We start from the raw sequence: 18,366 nt of genomic DNA, 5'->3' as shown, positions 1-18,366 counted from the left end.
CTGATCGAGCACTACATCGGAACCACGACTGCTGATCAAGAATCTAGCGGAACGCGGCGTTCCCAGTGGGAGATGAGCCATCCGGGTCACCCCATCCGGCGAAGGCCCTTCCGTTGCCGGGTGCGCTTCGTCTCTTCCTCGGCCGACGAGACCCAGGAAACCGCCCCGGCTCTCGCCTACGGGTGTCCGGGATCGGCTCGTCACCCTGCCGCTTGCCGGGCAGGCCGCCGCGTGAACGCCTCCCCGGCGCGGGTCAGGACGTCCCCGCGGAGAGCCGGTTCACCGAGGATCGCGAGCATGTCCACGAGGGGGTCGTCGAGGCCGAGTGCGGCCTGAGGATCCACGGGCAGCATCTCCATGCGCCATGCGGCGTGGGCGTTGCGGGCCGCCCGCATGGTGTCCGCGTGGGGGCGGGCGCCGATGCTGTGGCGGCGCAGGGCCGTCGTGATGAGCAGCTCGACCGTGCCGGGCCAGTCGCTGCGCCGGCACAGGGGGCAGCCAGGCCCGCGCCGTCAGCACCGTGATCGTGCACGGGTACAGGTGCCCGTACTCCGCCTCCAGTGCCCTTTCGAGCTGGTGGGCCTGGGCGAGTGCCTCGGGTAGGTCGTCGGCCGCGTGGGCGGCCCCCAGGGTTGTCTATGCCTCCCGGTGGGCGTCGGGTACGAGGGTGGCGGACGGTACCGGGTGAACCGAGCGGGCGGGCGGCACGAAGGGCGGGTGCGCGGGCGGGGCGGGGAAGCTCGGGATGGTCTGGTCCCACTTCGACGTCGCATGGGCGGAGGGGCTGTCGGCCGCGCGCGGGTGGGCCGCCGAGCACGGGCACCTCTTGGCGCCGCTGGACGCCGCGTACCAGGGCGCACCCGTGGGGATCTGGCTGAAGAACGCCCGGGTCGCTGCGCGGAAGGCGCAGGAGATCGAGCAGCGGCGGGCGGAGGGGCTGCCGGTGGAGTCGTCGGCCGGGGCGATGACGCGGGAGCGGCGCGAGCAGCTGGAGAAGATCGACCCGTCCTGGTGCCCGGTGTGGCCGGTGACGTGGCAGCACTGCTTCCACCTCGTCAGCCAGCACCTGGATACCGGCGAAGCGCTGCTGACCACGGCGGGCGAGGTCGTGCGCCAGGGCGAGGACCTCGGCCGGTGGGTGACGTCCGTCCGGCTCGGGTGGGACCAGCTCACCGGGGTCCAGCAGTGGATGCGCGAACAGATCCTCGGCATCGAGCCCGCGACCGAGGAGGAGAAGCCGAAGCCGCGCACCAGCCAGGCAGACAAGTGGGCGATGCACCTCGCCGCGGCTGAGCAGTTCTTCGCGCGCAAGGGCCACCTGACGGTGCCGCGCAAGCACGTCGAGACCATCACCCTCGGCGGCGACGGCCAGGCGCAGCGGGACGTCCCGCTGAGACTCGGGACGTGGGTCGACAACCAGCGCCGCCGGGCCGCCACCCTGACACCGGAGCGGGTGGAGCAGTTGTCCAAGATCGGGATGAGGTGGGGGTAGCCGCCACCGGGCGGCGGGGCGGCCGCGCTGCGAAGCCTTAGGTCGCAGTTGGGGCAGGTGGGGCCGGACAGCAGGCGCTGTCCGGCCCCACTCGTACGTTGCCATGGGAACTAGCGGGTACTTCTACGCTCTGGCTCCCTCAAGCTGCGAGTCCGGCAGGTGACCGATCTGACTGACGAAGAGGCCCAGCATCAGTGCCCCTTCAAGGCCGGTCATGAGGGAGACCAGCTGGTCCCTCTCCTCTGGGGTTCCGCGATCGGCGTGCTTGATCTTCTCAAGACGGTCACGTGTCGCCACGAAAACGCGGGCGAAGACATCTTCGAAGAGGGCCGGCCCTTGGCCGTCGTCGTACTCGGTGGCTTCACGAGCCGTGGGGCGCCCGCGGTAGAAGAAGCAGAGAGCCTCGGCCCGCTTGGTCGGCAGCGTCTTGCCGTCCTTGTTCGTGTGGGTCAAGTCCGGCTCGTTCGGGAGGTTGGCCTCCACCCAGGCCAGGGCCTCGTCCTTGGAGAACGCTTCGCGCAAGATCCGGTCGATGACCTCGACCAGCGAGTTGGCGGCCTGAGAGATGCCGTCCTCCGAGTGCTTGAGCGCGTCCTTGGCGCCCCTGAGCTTCCGGACGAGCCTCGAGTTCTCCCTCTCCAGTCTCTTGACTGAGGACTCGACGACCCGGTGCCTGATGCTGGCGGTGATCTCCGGCAAGTCGTCGGGCCGCCAAGCCGCGAGGTCGTCGGCGGTCGCGATCGTGAGCTGCATAGGCAGTGTGGAGAGGAACTTCTTCCCGAACGCCTCGTCCAGCTGGACGAGTCCCTTCATGATCTCCAGGCCGAAGATGTCGGTCTTCGTGACGGCCTTCCGCTGGTTCTCGGTCATGACGCCGATGGCGTCGCCCCAGGCCACGGCGAAGGGCATCAGCCCGCGCAGTCCGCGCCGGATCGCCAGCCCTACGACCGCAGCATCCTCTTTCCACGCGTTACGAAAGCGCCTCGTGCCAGCTGCTCCCAGCAGGCGAACCGCAAAAGCCTGGTAGTTCAGCCCTTTGAATGCGGTGATCCAGGATATGGCCTCATCCGTATCCTGAAGTTTGGTGAGGATGTACTTCAACCCTGCTTCGGCCTCGCCACTGGTGAACTCATCGAAGACGGCGGCGCAACGGTCCTGCCAGGGCTGAGAGCTGTCGGCGTCCATCAGGGTGTAGCAGAGGGACACCAGCATGTCCGCCCCGGTGATCAATCCGTCATCCACCTGAAGCTTGGCGCGGACCTCGGGGCCGAGGTGTCGAAGGAATTCAGCGATACGTGATCGACTCACATCACCGGCCGCAGGATTCTGCATGTTCGCCTCGCTTCACCACACACGATGGATTACCGATAAACATACTCGGGCTGCACGGAACGCATCACTGATTTTGTGAACCGCTACCCAACAGCGCCTCCGACGCATAAGCCCTCCAACAGCTCCCCGGACAGGCACTCCTGGTGAAGCCTCAGGGCGTGTCTCCGGACCAATCCCAGCGGCGCCGCTCGCCGGGCCGCGGGTCGTACAGGGCACGGCCGCCAGCGCCAATTCCCGAGCTCGGTCATCAGCGCGACGCCGGTCCGGATCTCGTCCGCCGTCCAGCCGGTGATGTCCAGCAGCAGCCCATCGAGCGGACCGCCGACCAGTTCGGCGTAGTCGCGGTGCGGCCGCGGGCCCGGATGGTCGTTATCAGCGCCGTAGACCCGGCCGCGCAGCAACCTCCTCATCCCTGTCCATGTGTCCAAGCCTCCCAGCTACCGCCGACAACGCGGGCTTGCCCAGGTCGCTCTGGGCTTGCCCACGGGACGGCAGGAGGCTTGCCCACGGTCGCCTTGGGCTTGCCCACGCGGCCAGCTGGACCCGGGTCAGGTACGGCGCGAAAACCAGCGGTCGGTCCTCTGCGTGGACACGGCCTGGTCCTGCTCTTGATGCGGAGCCTCATCCGACCAGGTCGGCCAACTGCTCGGGCGGCTGCGCCCATGGCCTCAGGCCGGTGGCTGGGCGGCCGGTCAGATCCGCTTCGCCGGGGCATGGGTCCGGGGCGGCTTCGTCCGCCAGGCCGTCGTCGTCCTGGTCCACGTCATCACCGCGCTGCACACCAGCCGGCGCATCTTGCGGGCCCTGGACACTGAGACGCGGGCCGAAGCCGCGGCCCTTACTCGCGCGCCTGGCCGCAGCCCGGCAACAGCAGCGGAAGCGGCAGGAACCGGCGCTGGCCGCCACCCCGGCGGCGGCGGCGCAGGCACCGCAGCAGAACGGTCCGAGGGCACAGCGCTGATCGCGCAGGGGGTGGCACAGGAGGTTCTGCCGTCCCCGTTGACTCGGAAGGGTGTCGTACAGAAGTAGTCGGCGTGCCGTAACCGGCAGGACGACCCCTTGACCACCAGGTCACAACGCACCGCAGCTCGCGCCGGGCCGGTCTGGAGGCAAGTTGCAGGGCTACTTGTGAAGCAAGTTGTAGAGCAAGTTGAAAGGCAGGTTGTAGAGCAAGTTGTGGAGCAAGCCGGGCCGGATCCGTCGGGGACGGCCGCAGTCCGCGCAGCCCCGGCCACGACGGAGACCCCTCACCACGGCTATTGCGTGGACAAAGAGGTGTCGTTTTTCAGATCGGGCTTGCCCACGGCCTCTGACCTGCCCGAACGCGCCCACTCCGGTTCGGGGGGGTCCCACTCCCGGTCACACCTCCGGTGCCACGCCTAGTCCGCCTCTGCAGCCACCCCTGCAGACAACCTCCGGTGCAACTCCCAGCGCGCCGAGGGAGCCTGGGCAAGCCTGCGAATCGACGGCCAGACCCCCCTTGCCTGCCATGGAACCCTCGCCGGTCAAGGGGTTGCCCTCCTGTCCTTCGCAGGCTTGCCCAGCATGGTCCGTCAGCTGTGGGCCCCCCAGCGGCCGGCGCCCAGCCGCGGCGGAGGCCGCCGACGCCGAGACGGACGGGCGGAGCTCGTCCTGGGCGGCCCGCTCCGGCGGTCCGCCGGGAAGCCACCGGCGACTCCTGGTCGGCGACGGTGGGCACCGGTCTGTGCCCGAGCGGGCGGCGCGTGGTGCTCATCGCCCTCCGGAGCGCAAAGCACGGATCCATCCGAGAGGTCCGTCCAGCCTCGCGTCGACTCCGGCCGCCGCCTGCTCCTGGGCCCGTTCCCGGGCCTGCTCGGCGTCGCGGTCGGCCCGGTGTTGGCAGATGTCACAGAGACCACCTGCGGCTTTCGTGCCCCGTGCGTCGTCGTCGGGGTAGACCTTGCGTCCGCACTCCCGGCAACGCCACGCCGCAGCGTCCCGGCGCCAGCGCTCTTCCTGGTGCTCCTGCTCTTCCCGTTGGCGCTCCCCCTCATCGGCCGCCCGGCATTGTTCCTCGCGGACGGAGTAGGCGCTGTAGTCGTCGGGGTTGGCCAAGGCGTCGTTGAGGGTCTCGTGGCTCTTGCGGCCGTAGCGGCACCAGATCGGCCCGTGCGGGCCGTGCTCCTCCAGGAGGTCCAGGACGGTCACGATCACTGGCACCACGCCGGTGTAATCGCGGTAGCCATCCTTGGTGCCGTCCGAGTGGGTTCCGGCGGTGTGCCAGTGGCCCCGCCACTCCTGGACGCTCAGACGCTCGACCTCCCGCATCCGGGTCTCCATCGCGGCCGGCGTCATCTGCTTGGTGAACACGATCGCCAACGGCGGGTGCGCCTCCCGGTACTTCGCCGTGGGTGTCGTCCACACCGTGCGCCACAGCGAGAGGTCACCCCCCACCGTGGCCCGCCCTGCCTGCGGGACGCCGCGGGCGAGGAAGCGGCGGTAGCGGGCGATCTTCTCCGCCAGAATCGGCGGCGACTCCGTACCGTTGTCGACCTCCACAAACAAGAGCGGCAGCGCGGTGTGGGGCGCGGTGAACACCATGTCGGCGCGGACACTGCCCCGACCCGGCGCCGCGAAGCTCCCGGTCACCGGCAAGGGCACTTCCGTCGACCAGGCCGCGATCGGGCCCAGGCCCGGCGGGCGCTCCACCGGCGCCGCAGCCGGTGCGGGGACCGTTGGAAAGGCGATCACTTTGTCGAAGGGCACACGGGTCTGGAGGCAGTGGTAGAGCTGGCCGAGCGAGCGTCTGCTCCCCGCGCGCGGCGGCCGCCTCGGCATCGCCCCGGGTGCCGCGGCGTGCCTCCGACGGATCGGGAGGAGCCGTAAGGATGGTTGATGCGTGTCGTGGATCCGGTGAGGCGCGTGAGCGCGGGATGTTCTCCCGGACGCTCATGCCCGATGAGCCGGATACATGGAGAGATGTGCCGGATGGATGCCAGCGTCGAGAGTAGCCGGCCGGACGGTGTGCCCGAGCGGCCGCAGAGGCGCGGGAAGCCCCCGCGTACACCGGTCGCCGAACGGGTGCGGGACGCGGTCGGCAGGGCGCGGTCGGCGGGTCCGCCGCCGGGCCCCGCCCGTCCGGGATTCTGGCGGAGCCCGTTGCGGGGGCCTTGGCTGACCGGGGTGTTCGGCCTGATCCTGCTGGTCGGGGTCGTGGTGCTGTTCGTGACGGGTCTGTTGTCGTACGCGTCCTACAACCCGGACCTGGCGGCGCGCAACGATCAGACGCCGGACAAGGGGTGGTTGGGGTTCTACCTGTTCACCTGGCCGACATCGCCGTACTGGCTGTACCGGCTGACGCAGGGCGTGCACACGGTCCTCGGCGTGGTCCTGGTCCCGGTGCTCCTGGCCAAGCTGTGGTCGGTGATCCCGAAGCTCTTCGAGTGGCCTCCGGTCCGTTCGGCCGCCCACGCCCTCGAACGGCTGTCCTTGCTCCTGCTGGTGGGCGGGGCCGGGTTCACGTTCATCACCGGGATCCTGAACATCCAGTTGAACTACATCTTCCCGGGCTCCTTCTACACCCTGCACTTCTACGGTGCCTGGGTGTTCATGGCCGCGTTCGTCGTCCACGTCTCCTTCCGGCTACCGCGCGCCGTGCGAGCCGTCCGGGCGGGCCGGGACTGGCAGCCCGCGGCGGATTCTCAGGAGGCGGCCGGGCTGGTCTCGCCCCGTCCGGCGGCCCCGACGATCTCCCGGCGCGGAGCGGTAGCGATGGTGGGCGCCGGCTCGCTGGCCCTTCTGCTGGTGACGGCCGGCCAGAGCATCGGCGGCTGGTGGCGCAAGACCGCCCTGCTGGCCCCGCACGGCCGTGACCCCGGCACGGGCCCGAACGGCTTCCAGATCAACAAGACGGCGGCCTCCAGCGGGATCCGGCCCAGCGACATCGGGCCCGCCTGGCGGCTGACCGTGCGCGGAGGCGGCCGTCAGGAGGTGTTGACCCGGGACATGCTGCTGGCGATGCCCCAGCGGGAGGCGGCGCTGCCGATCGCGTGCGTGGAGGGCTGGTCCACCCCGGACCAGCAGTGGTCCGGCGTACGCCTCACCGATCTGGCAGCCCTTGTCGGCCTCGGCACCGACACACCACAGGTCCTGGTCGAGTCGGTCCAGCGCGGCGGATCGTTCTCCTCCGTGGTCCTCGCCCCCAACCAGGCACGTGACGACCGCTCGCTTCTCGCGATGCGCGTGAACGGCGCGGATCTGTCGCCCGACCACGGTTACCCGGCGCGCGTGATCATCCCGGCCGCTCCGGGCGTCCACAACACCAAATGGGTCACTCGCCTCACCTTCGGAGAGCCCGCATGAACCGGAGCACGTTCCGCGCCCGCTACGGCGCCTCCCCGCTCCACCTCCTGCTCACGCTGGCCTGCTTCGCCCTCGCCCTCTACGCCGGCATCCGCCTCCTGAAGGGCGACACCATCGGGGTGGCGATCTGGTTCGTCGGCGCCGCCCTCGTTCACGACCTGCTGCTGCTCCCCGCCTACTCACTCACCGACCGCGCCGCCCAGCACCTCTTCCGTAGCCGGAACGTGCCCTCGGATATGAGCCAACCGTGTCCGAGCGTGAACTACCTCCGTATTCCCCTCTTCATCGCCGGTGTCCTGTTCCTCGTCTGGTGGCCGCTGATCCTCCAACAGGGCGGCCATTACACGGCCTACACCGCGCTGTCGGCCGACGGCTTTCTCGCCCGCTGGCTTCTGATCACCGCTGGCCTGTTCATCGCCTCGGCGATCGTCCTGCTCGTGCGGACCTGGCTGCGCCTGCGGCCGGAACGCGAGGAGGTCCGGGCTCAGGCGCGGGCCCGCAAGGCCACGAAGTGACGTTCCCCTGAGGTGCAGGCCCACTGTTCGACGGGTGTCCAGCCCGACGTGCGGCCGTGCTGGACCAGGGCCCGGGTGCCGACGGTGGCCCAGGCGAAGACGGGGCTCGCCGCCGTCTGCCCCGTGTGGATCCGCACCCGGCGCCGCTCGTCGACATCGGCAGGGGCGGCCTCCGCGATCAGGAGCCCCCGGTCGCGGACCACGCGGCGGATGCGCTTCAGCAGGCGGCGGGGATCCCCGCCGATGCCGATGTTCCCGTCGACCAGGAGCGCGGTGTCCCAGCGCCCCTCCCCGGGGAGCGGCTCGAATACCGACAGGCTGGCTGCCGTACCGCCCCGGCACACCGTGGAGATGACAGCGGTCGGGCACACGTCGATCCCCAGGACACGATGCCCTCGCCGGGAGACTTCCTCGACGAGGCGCCCCGCCCCGCACCCGATGTCCAGGACCCGGCCCACACAGCGGTCCACGACGCCCCGGTCCGTGTCGTCCGCCTGCGCACACCAGCGCCGGACGTCCAGGGGCAGACACCAGCCCTCGGCATCACGCAACGTGAGCCCTTCCCCCGGCACGCAGATCGCCTCGGCGTACGGGCCGCTCTGCCAGGGCTCGTGGCCGTTGGTCCGCATCGGAGCAGCGGCGCTCACACACGCTCCCGTCTGCCGTGGAGTGCCCGCCGGAAGGTGATCGGGCGGGCCAGGGGTGTCCTGCCCGTGCAGCGGGCGACGCGGATCGCGGCCCCGCCTGCGGCGCCCGGTGCGGTCCCGGTCGACGTTAGTTCCGCCCGCGGAAGGGCGCCTGCCGGGAGGAGCAGACGGGCGACCGGGCACGGGGACTGAGGGCGTTCGGGTGGCAGGCAGCGCGTTGCCGGCGTGGTGCCGGTTCGGACGCGTGTACAGGGTGTCTCCTGGTGGGGCTCCAGCCGCCCCGGGATGGGTGGCTGGCTCACCACTGCCTGCTCCGGGGCTTGCCGTCACGTCGCCGGCCTCGGAGCGGGGAGTGCCGACGCTTGCGACCGTACCGCCGGGGCTTCGGACGGCATCGTCGGCGTCGGCCGGGGTCTCGGGGATCGTCGAACGGGAGCGTCAGCGTGAGCGAGCGGCCCATCGGCGATTACGCGGTCCTCTCGGACTGCCGGTCGGCGGCACTGGTGAGTTCGGGCGGGTCGGTGGACTGGCTGTGCTTCCCCCGCTTCGACGGGCCGGCCGTCTTCGCCCGCCTGTTGGACCAGGACGCGGGCCACTGGTCGATCCTCCCTGTCGGCGGCCCGGGCGAGGTGAGCCGCCGCTACCTGCCCGACACCCTGGTCGTGGAGACCACTTTCCGCACCCCCACTGGGACGGCGGTCCTCCTGGACGCGCTGGCCCTGGGCAAACGCGAACGCGGACACGGCATGGGGCAGTCCTCCCCAGGGACCCTGCTGCGCCAGGTCACCTGTACGAGCGGCACGGTCGACATCGCCGTGGAGTACGCCCCGCGCCCGGAGTTCGGCCTGATCCAGCCGGTCATGACCCGAGTCCGTGGGGGCTTGTCGGCCCGCGGGGGCGCCCAGTCGCTGATGCTCGCCACCGACCTCGCCTTCCGCCTGACGGGCTCGACCGCCCACGCCGAGGCCACCCTCACCACCGGGGACCGGCTCGGGTTCGCGCTCAGCGCCGATCCGGCCTGGGGACCCGACCCCACGCCGTGGTCCCGCCGCCGCATCCGCCGCCGGCTGTCCGACACCGAAACGGGCTGGTGTTCCTGGTCCACCCTCCACGCCGCCTACACCGGCCCCTGGGAAGAGCAGGTCCGCCACAGCGGGAGGGTGCTGCGCGCCCTGACCTACGCACCGACCGGTGCGATCGTCGCCGCCGCGACGACCTCGCTCCCCGAGAGCATCGGCGGAACCCGGAACTGGGACTACCGCTACACCTGGGTCCGCGACGCCAGCCTCACCCTCCAGGCCCTGGCCACCGCCGCCTGCAAACAGGAGAAGGCCGACTTCTTCGCCTTCCTCGCCCAGGCCGCCGCCACCCAACTGGAGCGCGGCGTCGACCTCCAGGTCATGTACGGCATCGGCGGCGAACGCGACCTGAGCGAACGCACCCTGCCCCACCTGTCAGGATGGCGGGGCAGCAGCCCGGTCCGCGTCGGCAACGAAGCCTGGCGCCAGCGACAGCTCGACGTCTACGGAGAACTCCTCGACGCCGCCCACCAGACCCTGCCCCACGACGAACTACTCGACCCTCCGGTCAGTACCTTCCTGCGCCAGTGCGCCGAAGCCGCAGCCCGACGGTGGGCCGACCCCGACCAGGGCATCTGGGAAGGCCGCGGCCCCGCCCGCCACTTCCTGCACTCCAAACTCATGTGCTGGGTCGCCCTGGACCGCGCCATCGACCTCGCACCCGCCCTCGACGCCCACGACCGCGTCACCGACTGGCAGCACATCCGGGACCAGATCCGCGACACCATCGAAGGCCAGGGCTACAACGAACGAGCCGGCGCGTTCACCCAAGCCTTCGGCAGCCCACGCCTCGACGCCTCCGCACTCATGCTGCCCCTCACTGGCTTCCTCCCCGGCGACGACCCCCGCGTGCGCTCCACCATCGAGACAATCGCCCGGGAACTGACCGACTCCCGCGGCCTGGTACGCCGCTACCTCAAGGACGACATCGACCACGACGAGGGAACCTTCCTGCTCTGCACGTTCTGGCTCGCCCAAGCCCTCGCCCTCACCGGCCAGAACGCCCGCGCCCGCCAGGTCTTCGAGACCGCTCTCACCCACGCCAACGACGTCGGGCTCCTGCCCGAAGAAGTCGACACCCGCACCGGCGAAGCACTCGGAAACTTCCCCCAGGCCTTCAGCCACATCGGCCTCATCAACGCCGCCCACGCCATCCGCAGCGCCGAAACCAATCGACTGGGGCAGGACGGGACAGCCTCCGAGTGAGGGCGAGCATGACAGGTCCCGGGGCACGTTAGCTTCGGGGGTGGCGGGACTGCCAGTACGGGTTGTCGTGGGGCAGCGATCCGCTGACCCGCCCGTACATGCCGAACGTCATCAGCAGCAGGCCGGTCACGAAGCTGAAGACCACGTTCTGGAGATGGAACGCGAACACGTTGAAACGGGAGTCCAGAACGGCGAGGCTCGCGAAACCGGCCGCGAGAAAGGCAACGGCCACGATGATGTTGACGGTGGACGCGGTATTGCCCCCGATCACCGCGCCCGCCAGGAGCAGGCCGCCCACCAGGACGGAGGCCACGCTCAACGCGCCGTTGCTGCCCAGGCCCATCACCATGCTCCCGCTGGTGCTGAAGAACCCGATCCGGTCGATCAGCCCCAGGACGCCGAACACGACCAGAAACGCGCCCATGAGCCCCGCACCGCCGCGATAGACGCGCCGTAGTCGGTGATCGACCGGAAGGTGGTCGTCGAGAACGACGCGCCGCCCGCGACGGGTCTGGTTGTGCGTGACTGTGGCCATGATGATCGGGCCTCCTTCATCCCCCGTGTCCGATGACGTGAGAGGCACCTGCCAGTGGTAGCCCGGGGCGACGTGGCGGTCGCGTGCTCCGGATTCCGCAGATGCCGAACCGGATCATTTCGTACGTGGGTTGGGGTGTTCGAAGGTCGACTCCCGCGCCGCGCGCGCTTCTTCGGGGTGGGTGTGGGTGGTCGAGCCGCCATTGCCGTAGCCGCCAATCTGGTGCGGGCGCAGACCGCCTTCGGGGAAACCGCGCGACTCTCGTTCCCCGCGCACCTCGTACACCGCACCGCCGACAGGCAGGTGGGGCTGGCTGTCGGGCGCGGGTGGCCGGCGCTCCTGCTTCCGAAGGCGCTGACCCAGCACGAACGAGCCGATCAGGAAGCCCACGACAAGAAGACCGACGACCAGGAACCAGGCGATGTTCGTCAGGGTCATGTCCACTGCGAGGTCGTACCGGGCGAAGTCCATACCTCCACAATCACCCATGAGGGATCATTAGCGATGAAAATGGATGAGACGGAAGTATTACGGTGCTTCATTCCGGTGGCGTGGCGTCGGCCGGACCGCCCTCGGGGCAGACATCGGCCGAATGAGATCCGGGGCCCAGGACGCCGACGGGGCGACCGCTCCGTGGGAGGCTGCGTGCATCGCATTCCCTCCCTGCCAAGAGCCCCCGATGAGTCCTGCCACCGTCCCGCCCGCCCCGATCGGGTCCGTCCGGTGACCCACCGCGCTCCCGGTTGCCGGGATTCACCGCTGTTCGTCATGGGCGCGGGTCCTCCTGCCAGTCCGGGGATACCTGTGCTCGATGCCCGGCGGGCACCCGCAGATCCTGGCCGCCGGGGCGCTCGCCCCGGGGGCCCTCGCCGCCGGGTGATGCGCCTCCCACCAGAGCTGATCACGACCTCGCATGGGTACCGAGCGGGCGAGGTCTGACCTCGGGGAGTACGGGCGGGCGCGGGTAGAGCAGGCCGATGGTGATCGCTGCGGCGGCGGATACGGTGCCGCCCCCGGCGAGGGCGGTGTGGGGACCGGCGTTCTGGGCGATCCACCCGATGTACTCCCGGGCCTTGACCGGGTCCGTGGTCATCGGGCACAACGTCCACGGGGCCGCCAGGCCCCGGGCCGCGAAGAGGACTTCCAGGCGCCGGCGGCGCTCCCGATACGGCAACGCGAGCAACTCGACGCCGTCGGCCTGGAGGACGTCGAACGCCACGAAGTACGCCGGTGTCCGGGCCGTGAGGATGGAGGCGCTGCGGGCGCGGGCGGCGGCCCGGCGCTGCAACGCCTCGAAGCTGAGCCGGCCCGCCTCCGGATCCCACACCAGCAACTCGCCGTCGAGGACCAGGCCGCCCGGCAACTGCTCTCCCGCCGCCGCGACCAGGTCGGGGAACCGGTCCTGCACGAGAGAGCCCCGGCGCGTCTGGAGCAGTACTCGCCCGCCGGGGTCGGTAGGGGTGAACAAGATCGCCCGGTGGCCGTCGAACTTCTGCTCATAGGCGAGCCCGCCCGCCGTGACGCCGGGCCCGGGGATCGCCTCGGCGGCCTGCCATAGAATAGAACACGCGTCCGATCTCCCGCCTGACCTGGCGCGCCTGCGTACCGTCGTCACCTACCTGCGGGCAGCCCTCGGCCGGGCCGAACAGGCACTCGCCGTCGCGGAGACGCAGGCCTCCCTGGACGAAGACCGCCGAAGAAATCCTCGACGAGGTCGCCGCCTACTGCCACCGAATCTCTGACTCAGGTCACTAGGAAGAAGCCGAGTGAACACGTCCGGCGAGTTCGGATGCGAGGCGGAGGATTCGGATCGCGTCTGCATCGCACTGACCATGCGCGGCCTCCGTGCAAGGAGTGATGTCGAGCGAGCCGGGGGGATGCTAGCCGATGACAGCTACCCCTTCTCACTTTTGAGCATCACCGCTAAATCGCATAGTTTGCCTAGGGCAAAGGTTAGCGTGTCCACACCCCAACAGTTCCAGACATAACACGCCGGTTCCGACACCGGCGAGCTGTCGTGGACTTAGGAGTTGTGATGAAAACTCATGCGCGCAGTACTCGACCCGCGTCCCGTCGCCGTCTCGTGGTCTCGACCATTTCAGTCGTGGCGGCGATCGCCACGGCGGCCACCTGGCTCTCGTTCCAAAACAGCTCGGCCGACGAGTCGGCTGCCGCCGGCCTCCCGGCGGCGGAGGCCGCTCCGGCGGTACCCCAGGCGGCGCATAGCGATGGGGTCACCCCACTGGACAAGGCCTTCCTGGGCAAGGTCCGCCAGGCGGGGCTATGGGAGATCCCGGCGGGCCGACTCGCCCAATCGAATGCATCGAGCGAAGCGATCAAACGAGCCGGCCTTCACCTGCTCGACGGCCACAGCAAGCTCGACCAACTGGTCCGCGAGGACTCCGAGGCGCTGCACGTGCCCATCCCCAACGAGGCGACAGCCGAACAACAAGGCTGGGTCGACCAGTTGCGGAACGCGCGGGGCAGCGCCTTCGACCAGCTCTTCGTGGACCTGCTCCGGTCTTCCCACGGAAAGGTGTTCATCACGATCGGCGAGGTCCGCGCATCCACCAAGAACTCATTGGTGAGGCGTCTTGCCACACAGGCCAACAACACCGTCCAGGACCACATGGATGTACTGGAGGACACCGGCCTCGTCACTGACGCCACATTGGACGACGTCGCGGCCAGCGTTCCCAAGTGACGAGCCCGTCCGCCCGTGGAGCCAAGGGCTTCGCGAACTTGCACGCGGCTCGTGGAAGGCGTTGGGTCGGCCCGCCTTTTCGACACCGGCCGAGCGTGGGACACCCAGAGCTCACCGGGCCGGAGCATCAACAGGTGTGGTGCTCCCACAGGTGTGGTGCTCCCACAGGGCCGATGTCATCCATCTCGGTCTCGTTCCGAGTGACTTCCGACTCCGTGCTGTGCCTCTCGTCCGCATCGTCGAGCAGGCGAGAACCCGGAGCCCCTGGATCTGGAGACATCCGCTGGCGTCGGATCACCGGCCGGTCGCACTCAGGGCCTGCCCCCGTCACCCTGCCCACCGCTCCCCCGCTGCGCTGGGTCGCTCCATCCCAGTGGAAAGAGCGAACCGTCCCCATCGCGCACAGTGGGCTCGCCGCCGGCGGCATTGAACGCGGTGAGCGCTTCTACCAGTGCCGCCCGCTGACTGGGATCAATGCGCGCGGCGATGGCCGCGATCTCCTGCCGGCGCCGGGCCGTTACCTCCTCCACGAGGCGCAAGCCCCCGGGAGTCACCGACAGCATCGTCTCGCGGCGGTTCTCAGGATTGGGCCGCCTGTCTGCCAGTCCGGCCACGATCAGGCGGTCGACCATGCGCATCGCCGTCGAGGGGTTGACCCCGAGTGCTTCGGCAAGCACCACAAGTTTCGCCGCGCCCCGAGTGGCCAGCACCACCAGCATCCGGAACTGCGCCAGCGTGACCTTGTCCTCAGCCGCCGCGAGGGAGCGAGCGGAGACCGCCACAAGAAGCCGGGAGGCCGTCAGAAGAGCACGGGTCACGTCGTCCACGTCGACTGTGTCGTCCAGAGGTGCCGAAGGAACAGTGGCATGCGGGAGTTCGGTCATGCTCCTTTCTACCGCCCCTTCCCGCCTCGCGCCGACCCGGTGCCCTCCCAACCTGCGGATCGGAGCGCAGGGCCCCTAGAGAGCTCGACGAGTAAGGCATCCGGGCAGGTGTCCGCCCTCGGTCAGACGGCAAGCATGTACCGATGGCGGAGGTCGGGCACCGATCACGGAGCAACGAGTACGGGTCAGCCGAACTCCCGCTCTGTGACGTGGACGGTGAGGCGGGATGCTGTACTCCCGTTTCACCGCATGGGAGCCTGAGACGACCGTCTGCCCTTCCTCCCTGCCAGGAGACGCGCCATGCCACGACCCACCTCGACCGGGCCGGCGTCGCCTCTGCTTGCCTTCGGAGCGATCCTCACCGCCGCAGGCGCGTTCTTGTACCTGCGCCCTGGCCCCGGCATGCCACTGATCGCGCTCGGCGCCCTCGCTCTCGCCGCAGCGACGGCGGCCTGGCTCGCCTCCCGGCAGCGCTGAGACCTGGGGGCCGACGACCGGCAGCCTTGATGCGCTTCTGATGCCGATGCCGAGTGGTCCGGGGGCCGCGGCACTCCACTGTTTGGGCGACCCCGGACCCGGCGATCGGGGCGTTCAGCTACCTCCGCGCCATCCAGGCCGGTGACTTCGAAGCCGCCCACGAGTTCGCCGGCGCCGAGCCGCGGATGGCCGAGTTGCTGGTCGACGTCGTCGAGCGGATCGTCGTCCCCGTCACCTCACTGGTCGGGCTCCTGCTTGACGAGGCGTGCGACGCGGCCCTCGCCCTGGAAGCCGTCGGGCGCGTCCTGGTGACGTGCCTGCGCGTCTGGGAGCAGACCGGCCCCGGGGCGGCGGAGGGAACCGCGCATTTGCCACGGCGCGTGTATCTCACCAGCCAGGTCCTTGCCGGATCGGACAGCTGGGGGCGGCCTCTGACAGGTGCGCTCCGCGCAGGCTCTCGTCGATACGGTGATCTGCACGGTTCAGGGCGGCTGTGCTGATGCCTTCACGGTGGTCTGGTGACCAGAGGCGGCCTTCTGGTCTCCACGCAGACGGGACCTCAGCTTTGTGGCCGCACGCCGGACCCGTCGCTGTGGGCCAGGCGGGCGAGGACCTTGGCGTACACCATGGTTGCCGCTGCGGTGACAGTGGCTATGGACGCCAGCGCGAGGATGCCCATCAGCGCGGGCCACTGCCGCAGTTCGTCGCTTCGGCAGATTCTGTCCTGAGGCGACGGGTCGCCGAGCGGTCCCTGGCACACAGCGTGGGTCCCCTTGTATGAGGACACCTCGGGGCCGAAATCGGCAACCATCAGGAAGATAAAGCACCCCCAGACCAGCATGGCGAGGAGCATCCAGACGATCGACCACCCCTCGATGCGGCGCGCGTCCCGGGCCCTCTTCTCAGCCCTCTCTGGTGCGGTGCCTTCAAGAACCGACACTTCCAGAGCCGTCTCATCGGCTTCCATTCGCCCCCTGCTTTCAATTAACGATCATCAGTTCATCACAGCCTGATTGCGCGCCCTGGACTGACGTCCCCGGAGCCGTTGCCGGACCTGTGTCTTTGCGATGGGGAGCACAGCTCGGCAAACGCGAGGCAAGCAGGGGATCGTCGCATCACGGACCGGAGGGATGCATGGGCTGTGGCACGCGGGTAGAACCTGCTCCACCGTTCAGAGACGCTCTGCGGCTCTCGGGGCCACGCTCCGGCGGGTTTGCCGCTCAAGGATCGAGCGGGCTGGTGGGCAGCGGGGCCGGCCAGGGGGTGGGGATGCTCGCCGGTGGTGGCCACGAGTATTCGTATCGTGGCGGACTCCGTGTGGGCGCGGGCTCCGGTGCGAACGGGCCTGCCCGGTTCGCCATGAGGAGCATCATCGTCCCGGCGAAGAGGAGGGAGACGATGATCAGGGTGAGTCCGATGGGGTTGCGCGGGTTGTAGTAGTACCTCTGGGTGCCCCACTTGCTTCGTTTGAACACCGGCTCCCGGTCGTAGTTCACCCGGCGTCCCCCTCGTTTCGCGTCTGCCGCCGCCCGCTCTTGGGGCCCGCTCTCAGCGGGCCCCAAGGATGTGCGAGCTAGCCGACGATTTCGATCTTGCCGTTGGATGAGTTCGGCTCGGGCATGGCGGACGTCTTGGCGGCGGTCAGACCGCCCAGGAGCTGAGCGAGGTCGACGCCGGTGGTGGAGGAAAGAAGTTCCATGCCCTGGGCGACGTTGTCGGTGACGGTGCGGGAGAGCTTGCTTGCGCCGTCGGTGGAGATGACGGTCATCTTGTCGATGGCAGACAGAGGTTCGGCGGCCTTGGCCACGACCTGGGGCAGTGCCTCGACCATCATCTGGATCATGGCGGCGTCACCGTAGCTTTCGAAGGCGTCCGCCTTCTTCTGCATGGCCTCGGCCTCGGCGGCGCCCTTGGCCAAGATGGCGGCGGCTTCCGCGTCGCCCTCCAGGCGTACGGCTTCGGCGATGGCGGCGCGCCGGGCGCGTTCGGCCTCACCGCGCTTGGCGCCCTCGATGGCCTCGGCCTCGGCGAGGGCGGAGCGGCGCTGCTTCTCCCCCTCGCCGGTCAGGCGGGCCCGCTCGGCCTCCGCCTGGGCTGCGGCGATGGCCGCCAGACGCTCCGCCTCGGCCTGCTTCACGCGGGCGACCCGCAGCGCTTCGGCTTCCTGTTCGGCCTGGTAGCGCCGGGCATCGGCGGGCTTGCGGACCTGGGTGTCGAGCTGGCGGTCGGTCAGCGCCGCCTGGCGTTCGGCTACCTTCTCCTGCTCGGCCAGGATCTGCTGCTGCCGGTCGGCGTCCGCCAAAGGGCCTGCCGCGTTGGCCTGGGCGGTCGCCGCGTCGGTCTCCGCCTTGATCTCGGCCTGCCGCAGGTACAACGTCCGCTGGGCGACGGCGATCTCCTCCTCGGCCTTCAGGCGGGCCTGTTCGGCGGCCTGGCGGGAGTTGGCCTCGGCGATGTCGGCTTCCTGCTTGGCGCGGGCGGCTTCGGGGCGTCCGAGGTCCTCAAGGTAGGAGCCCTCGGTGGTGATGTCCTGGATCTGGAAGGCGTCCAGGACGAGGCCCTGGCCGGACAGGCTGGCCTCGGCCTCCTCCGCCACCTGCCCCGCGAAGGCGGCCCGGTCGCGGATGATGTCCTCGACCGACATCCGGCCGACGATGGCCCGCAGCGCGCCGGAGAGGACTTCTTGGGTGAAGCCAACGATGCCGTCCTGCTGCTGGAGGAAGCGTTGGGCGGCGGCGCGGATGGCGTCCTCGTTGCCGCCGACCTTGACGATCGCGACGCCTTCGAGGTGGGCCTTGATGCCGCGCAGGGTGACCGCGCCGCGAACGGCGATGGGGATGTGGCGGCTGGACAGGTCGAGGGTGTACCGCTGCTGGACGAACGGGACGACGAACACGCCGCCGCCGACCACGACCTTCTGGCCGGTGGTGTCGGTCGATATCCGCCCCGTCTCCGGATCGGTGGACCGCTTGCCCCGGCGCCCGGTAATGATGAAAGCCTCGCTGGGTCCGGCGACCTTGTAGCGGGTGACGACGACGAGGGCGAGCAGGACGAGGAGTACGACGACTCCCACGACCGCGGTGACAACAGGACTCATGGTGGTTCCCCCCTGCCTCCCGGAAGGGGGCAGACTCTAGGGCTGATGGAAAGAGGATCGGAAAGGTGGAAAGCG

General features: G+C 69.7%; 18 protein-coding genes and 1 pseudogene. 7 read left to right on the top strand and 12 right to left on the bottom strand.

Features of this window, described 5'->3' with window-relative positions; genetic code table 11:
- Positions 1-200: 200 nt before the first annotated feature.
- The gene (locus OG906_RS34335; protein ID WP_329438739.1) at positions 201-395 is read right to left on the bottom strand and encodes a hypothetical protein; all 195 of its coding nucleotides are present in this window, start codon (positions 393-395) and stop codon (positions 201-203) included.
- A gap of 350 nt (positions 396-745) precedes the next feature.
- Between OG906_RS34335 and OG906_RS34330 the strand changes: the two genes are divergently transcribed.
- Positions 746-1,492 carry a helicase associated domain-containing protein gene (locus OG906_RS34330; RefSeq protein ID WP_443067332.1) on the top strand — a complete coding sequence of 249 codons (747 nt, stop codon included), beginning with the start codon at positions 746-748 and terminating at the stop codon, positions 1,490-1,492.
- A 123-nt stretch (positions 1,493-1,615) separates the two neighbouring features.
- On the opposite strand, the gene OG906_RS34325 is transcribed toward OG906_RS34330, so the two are convergent.
- From OG906_RS34325 to OG906_RS34315, 3 genes and pseudogenes are all read right to left on the bottom strand, one after another.
- Positions 1,616-2,824: a hypothetical protein gene (locus tag OG906_RS34325; RefSeq protein WP_329438741.1), complete on the bottom strand. Its 1,209-nt coding sequence runs from the start codon at positions 2,822-2,824 to the stop codon at positions 1,616-1,618.
- Between the two features lie 151 nt (positions 2,825-2,975).
- A pseudogene (locus OG906_RS34320) lies at positions 2,976-3,244 on the bottom strand (hypothetical protein).
- A gap of 1,311 nt (positions 3,245-4,555) precedes the next feature.
- Complete coding sequence (locus OG906_RS34315) at positions 4,556-5,536, bottom strand: replication-relaxation family protein (protein ID WP_329438743.1); 981 nt, start codon at positions 5,534-5,536, stop codon at positions 4,556-4,558.
- A gap of 432 nt (positions 5,537-5,968) precedes the next feature.
- Here OG906_RS34315 and OG906_RS34310 point away from each other — a divergent pair, with 432 nt between their 5' ends.
- Both OG906_RS34310 and OG906_RS34305 read left to right on the top strand, forming a co-directional pair.
- The gene (locus OG906_RS34310; protein WP_443067333.1) at positions 5,969-7,147 is read left to right on the top strand and encodes a molybdopterin-dependent oxidoreductase; all 1,179 of its coding nucleotides are present in this window, start codon (positions 5,969-5,971) and stop codon (positions 7,145-7,147) included.
- On the top strand, positions 7,144-7,662 hold the full coding sequence (locus tag OG906_RS34305; RefSeq protein WP_329438745.1) for a hypothetical protein: 519 nt from the start codon (positions 7,144-7,146) through the stop codon (positions 7,660-7,662). Before OG906_RS34310 ends, OG906_RS34305 begins: the two co-directional genes overlap by 4 nt.
- Here the strand turns inward: OG906_RS34305 and OG906_RS34300 are convergent.
- The gene (locus tag OG906_RS34300) at positions 7,632-8,309 is read right to left on the bottom strand and encodes a class I SAM-dependent methyltransferase (RefSeq protein WP_329438747.1); all 678 of its coding nucleotides are present in this window, start codon (positions 8,307-8,309) and stop codon (positions 7,632-7,634) included. The genes OG906_RS34305 and OG906_RS34300 overlap by 31 nt on opposite strands.
- Before the next feature lie 443 nt (positions 8,310-8,752).
- On the opposite strand from OG906_RS34300, the gene OG906_RS34295 reads away from it, so the two are divergent.
- Positions 8,753-10,594, top strand: coding sequence for a glycoside hydrolase family 15 protein (locus tag OG906_RS34295; RefSeq protein WP_329438749.1), 1,842 nt, complete (start codon positions 8,753-8,755; stop codon positions 10,592-10,594).
- Between the two features lie 28 nt (positions 10,595-10,622).
- Here OG906_RS34295 and OG906_RS34290 read toward each other — a convergent pair whose 3' ends face one another.
- The 3 genes from OG906_RS34290 to OG906_RS34280 all read right to left on the bottom strand — a co-directional run bounded on the left by OG906_RS34290 (position 10,623) and on the right by OG906_RS34280 (position 12,744).
- Positions 10,623-11,129, bottom strand: coding sequence for a DUF4383 domain-containing protein (locus OG906_RS34290; RefSeq protein WP_329438751.1), 507 nt, complete (start codon positions 11,127-11,129; stop codon positions 10,623-10,625).
- Positions 11,130-11,243: 114 nt separating this feature from the next.
- Positions 11,244-11,600, bottom strand: a complete 357-nt coding sequence (locus tag OG906_RS34285; RefSeq protein WP_329438752.1) for a DUF6479 family protein — start codon at positions 11,598-11,600, stop codon at positions 11,244-11,246.
- A gap of 430 nt (positions 11,601-12,030) precedes the next feature.
- Positions 12,031-12,744, bottom strand: coding sequence for an ATP-dependent DNA ligase (locus tag OG906_RS34280; RefSeq protein WP_329438754.1), 714 nt, complete (start codon positions 12,742-12,744; stop codon positions 12,031-12,033).
- A gap of 489 nt (positions 12,745-13,233) precedes the next feature.
- On the opposite strand from OG906_RS34280, the gene OG906_RS34275 reads away from it, so the two are divergent.
- The gene (locus OG906_RS34275; RefSeq protein WP_329438756.1) at positions 13,234-13,833 is read left to right on the top strand and encodes a DUF4142 domain-containing protein; all 600 of its coding nucleotides are present in this window, start codon (positions 13,234-13,236) and stop codon (positions 13,831-13,833) included.
- A 311-nt stretch (positions 13,834-14,144) separates the two neighbouring features.
- Here the strand turns inward: OG906_RS34275 and OG906_RS34270 are convergent, their stop codons facing one another.
- Entirely contained in the window at positions 14,145-14,717 is a 573-nt protein-coding gene (locus OG906_RS34270; RefSeq protein WP_329438758.1) for a MarR family winged helix-turn-helix transcriptional regulator, read from the bottom strand.
- A gap of 300 nt (positions 14,718-15,017) precedes the next feature.
- On the opposite strand from OG906_RS34270, the gene OG906_RS34265 reads away from it, so the two are divergent.
- Both OG906_RS34265 and OG906_RS34260 read left to right on the top strand, forming a co-directional pair.
- A complete protein-coding gene (locus tag OG906_RS34265) occupies positions 15,018-15,194 on the top strand; it encodes a hypothetical protein (RefSeq protein WP_329438760.1) in 177 nt (58 codons plus the stop codon).
- Between the two features lie 53 nt (positions 15,195-15,247).
- Positions 15,248-15,694, top strand: coding sequence for a hypothetical protein (locus tag OG906_RS34260; RefSeq protein ID WP_329438762.1), 447 nt, complete (start codon positions 15,248-15,250; stop codon positions 15,692-15,694).
- Positions 15,695-15,753: 59 nt separating this feature from the next.
- On the opposite strand, the gene OG906_RS34255 is transcribed toward OG906_RS34260, so the two are convergent.
- The 3 genes from OG906_RS34255 to OG906_RS34245 form a co-directional block, all read right to left on the bottom strand.
- Positions 15,754-16,161, bottom strand: a complete 408-nt coding sequence (locus OG906_RS34255) for a hypothetical protein (protein ID WP_329438764.1) — start codon at positions 16,159-16,161, stop codon at positions 15,754-15,756.
- Positions 16,162-16,414: 253 nt separating this feature from the next.
- Positions 16,415-16,690, bottom strand: coding sequence for a hypothetical protein (locus OG906_RS34250; protein ID WP_329438766.1), 276 nt, complete (start codon positions 16,688-16,690; stop codon positions 16,415-16,417).
- 77 nt (positions 16,691-16,767) lie between these two features.
- Complete coding sequence (locus OG906_RS34245) at positions 16,768-18,291, bottom strand: flotillin family protein (protein WP_329438768.1); 1,524 nt, start codon at positions 18,289-18,291, stop codon at positions 16,768-16,770.
- Positions 18,292-18,366: the final 75 nt, after the last annotated feature.

This window comes from Streptomyces sp. NBC_01426 (assembly GCF_036231985.1).
Lineage (GTDB): Bacteria > Actinomycetota > Actinomycetes > Streptomycetales > Streptomycetaceae > Streptomyces.
The sequence above is the reverse complement of the archived record's forward strand: the minus strand, read 5'-3'. Positions and strand labels throughout refer to the sequence as shown.

Bases quoted from the DNA above. Each gene is read 5' to 3' on its own strand.
- OG906_RS34335 (WP_329438739.1), bottom strand. From the start codon at position 395: ATGCGGGCGGCCCGCAACGCCCACGCCGCATGGCGCATGGAGATGCTG.
- OG906_RS34330 (WP_443067332.1), top strand. From the start codon at position 746: ATGGTCTGGTCCCACTTCGACGTCGCATGGGCGGAGGGGCTGTCGGCC.
- OG906_RS34325 (WP_329438741.1), bottom strand. From the start codon at position 2,824: ATGCAGAATCCTGCGGCCGGTGATGTGAGTCGATCACGTATCGCTGAA.
- OG906_RS34305 (WP_329438745.1), top strand. From the start codon at position 7,144: ATGAACCGGAGCACGTTCCGCGCCCGCTACGGCGCCTCCCCGCTCCAC.
- OG906_RS34290 (WP_329438751.1), bottom strand. From the start codon at position 11,129: ATGGCCACAGTCACGCACAACCAGACCCGTCGCGGGCGGCGCGTCGTT.
- OG906_RS34285 (WP_329438752.1), bottom strand. From the start codon at position 11,600: ATGGACTTCGCCCGGTACGACCTCGCAGTGGACATGACCCTGACGAAC.
- OG906_RS34270 (WP_329438758.1), bottom strand. From the start codon at position 14,717: ATGACCGAACTCCCGCATGCCACTGTTCCTTCGGCACCTCTGGACGAC.
- OG906_RS34265 (WP_329438760.1), top strand. From the start codon at position 15,018: ATGCCACGACCCACCTCGACCGGGCCGGCGTCGCCTCTGCTTGCCTTC.
- OG906_RS34255 (WP_329438764.1), bottom strand. From the start codon at position 16,161: ATGGAAGCCGATGAGACGGCTCTGGAAGTGTCGGTTCTTGAAGGCACC.
- OG906_RS34245 (WP_329438768.1), bottom strand. From the start codon at position 18,291: ATGAGTCCTGTTGTCACCGCGGTCGTGGGAGTCGTCGTACTCCTCGTC.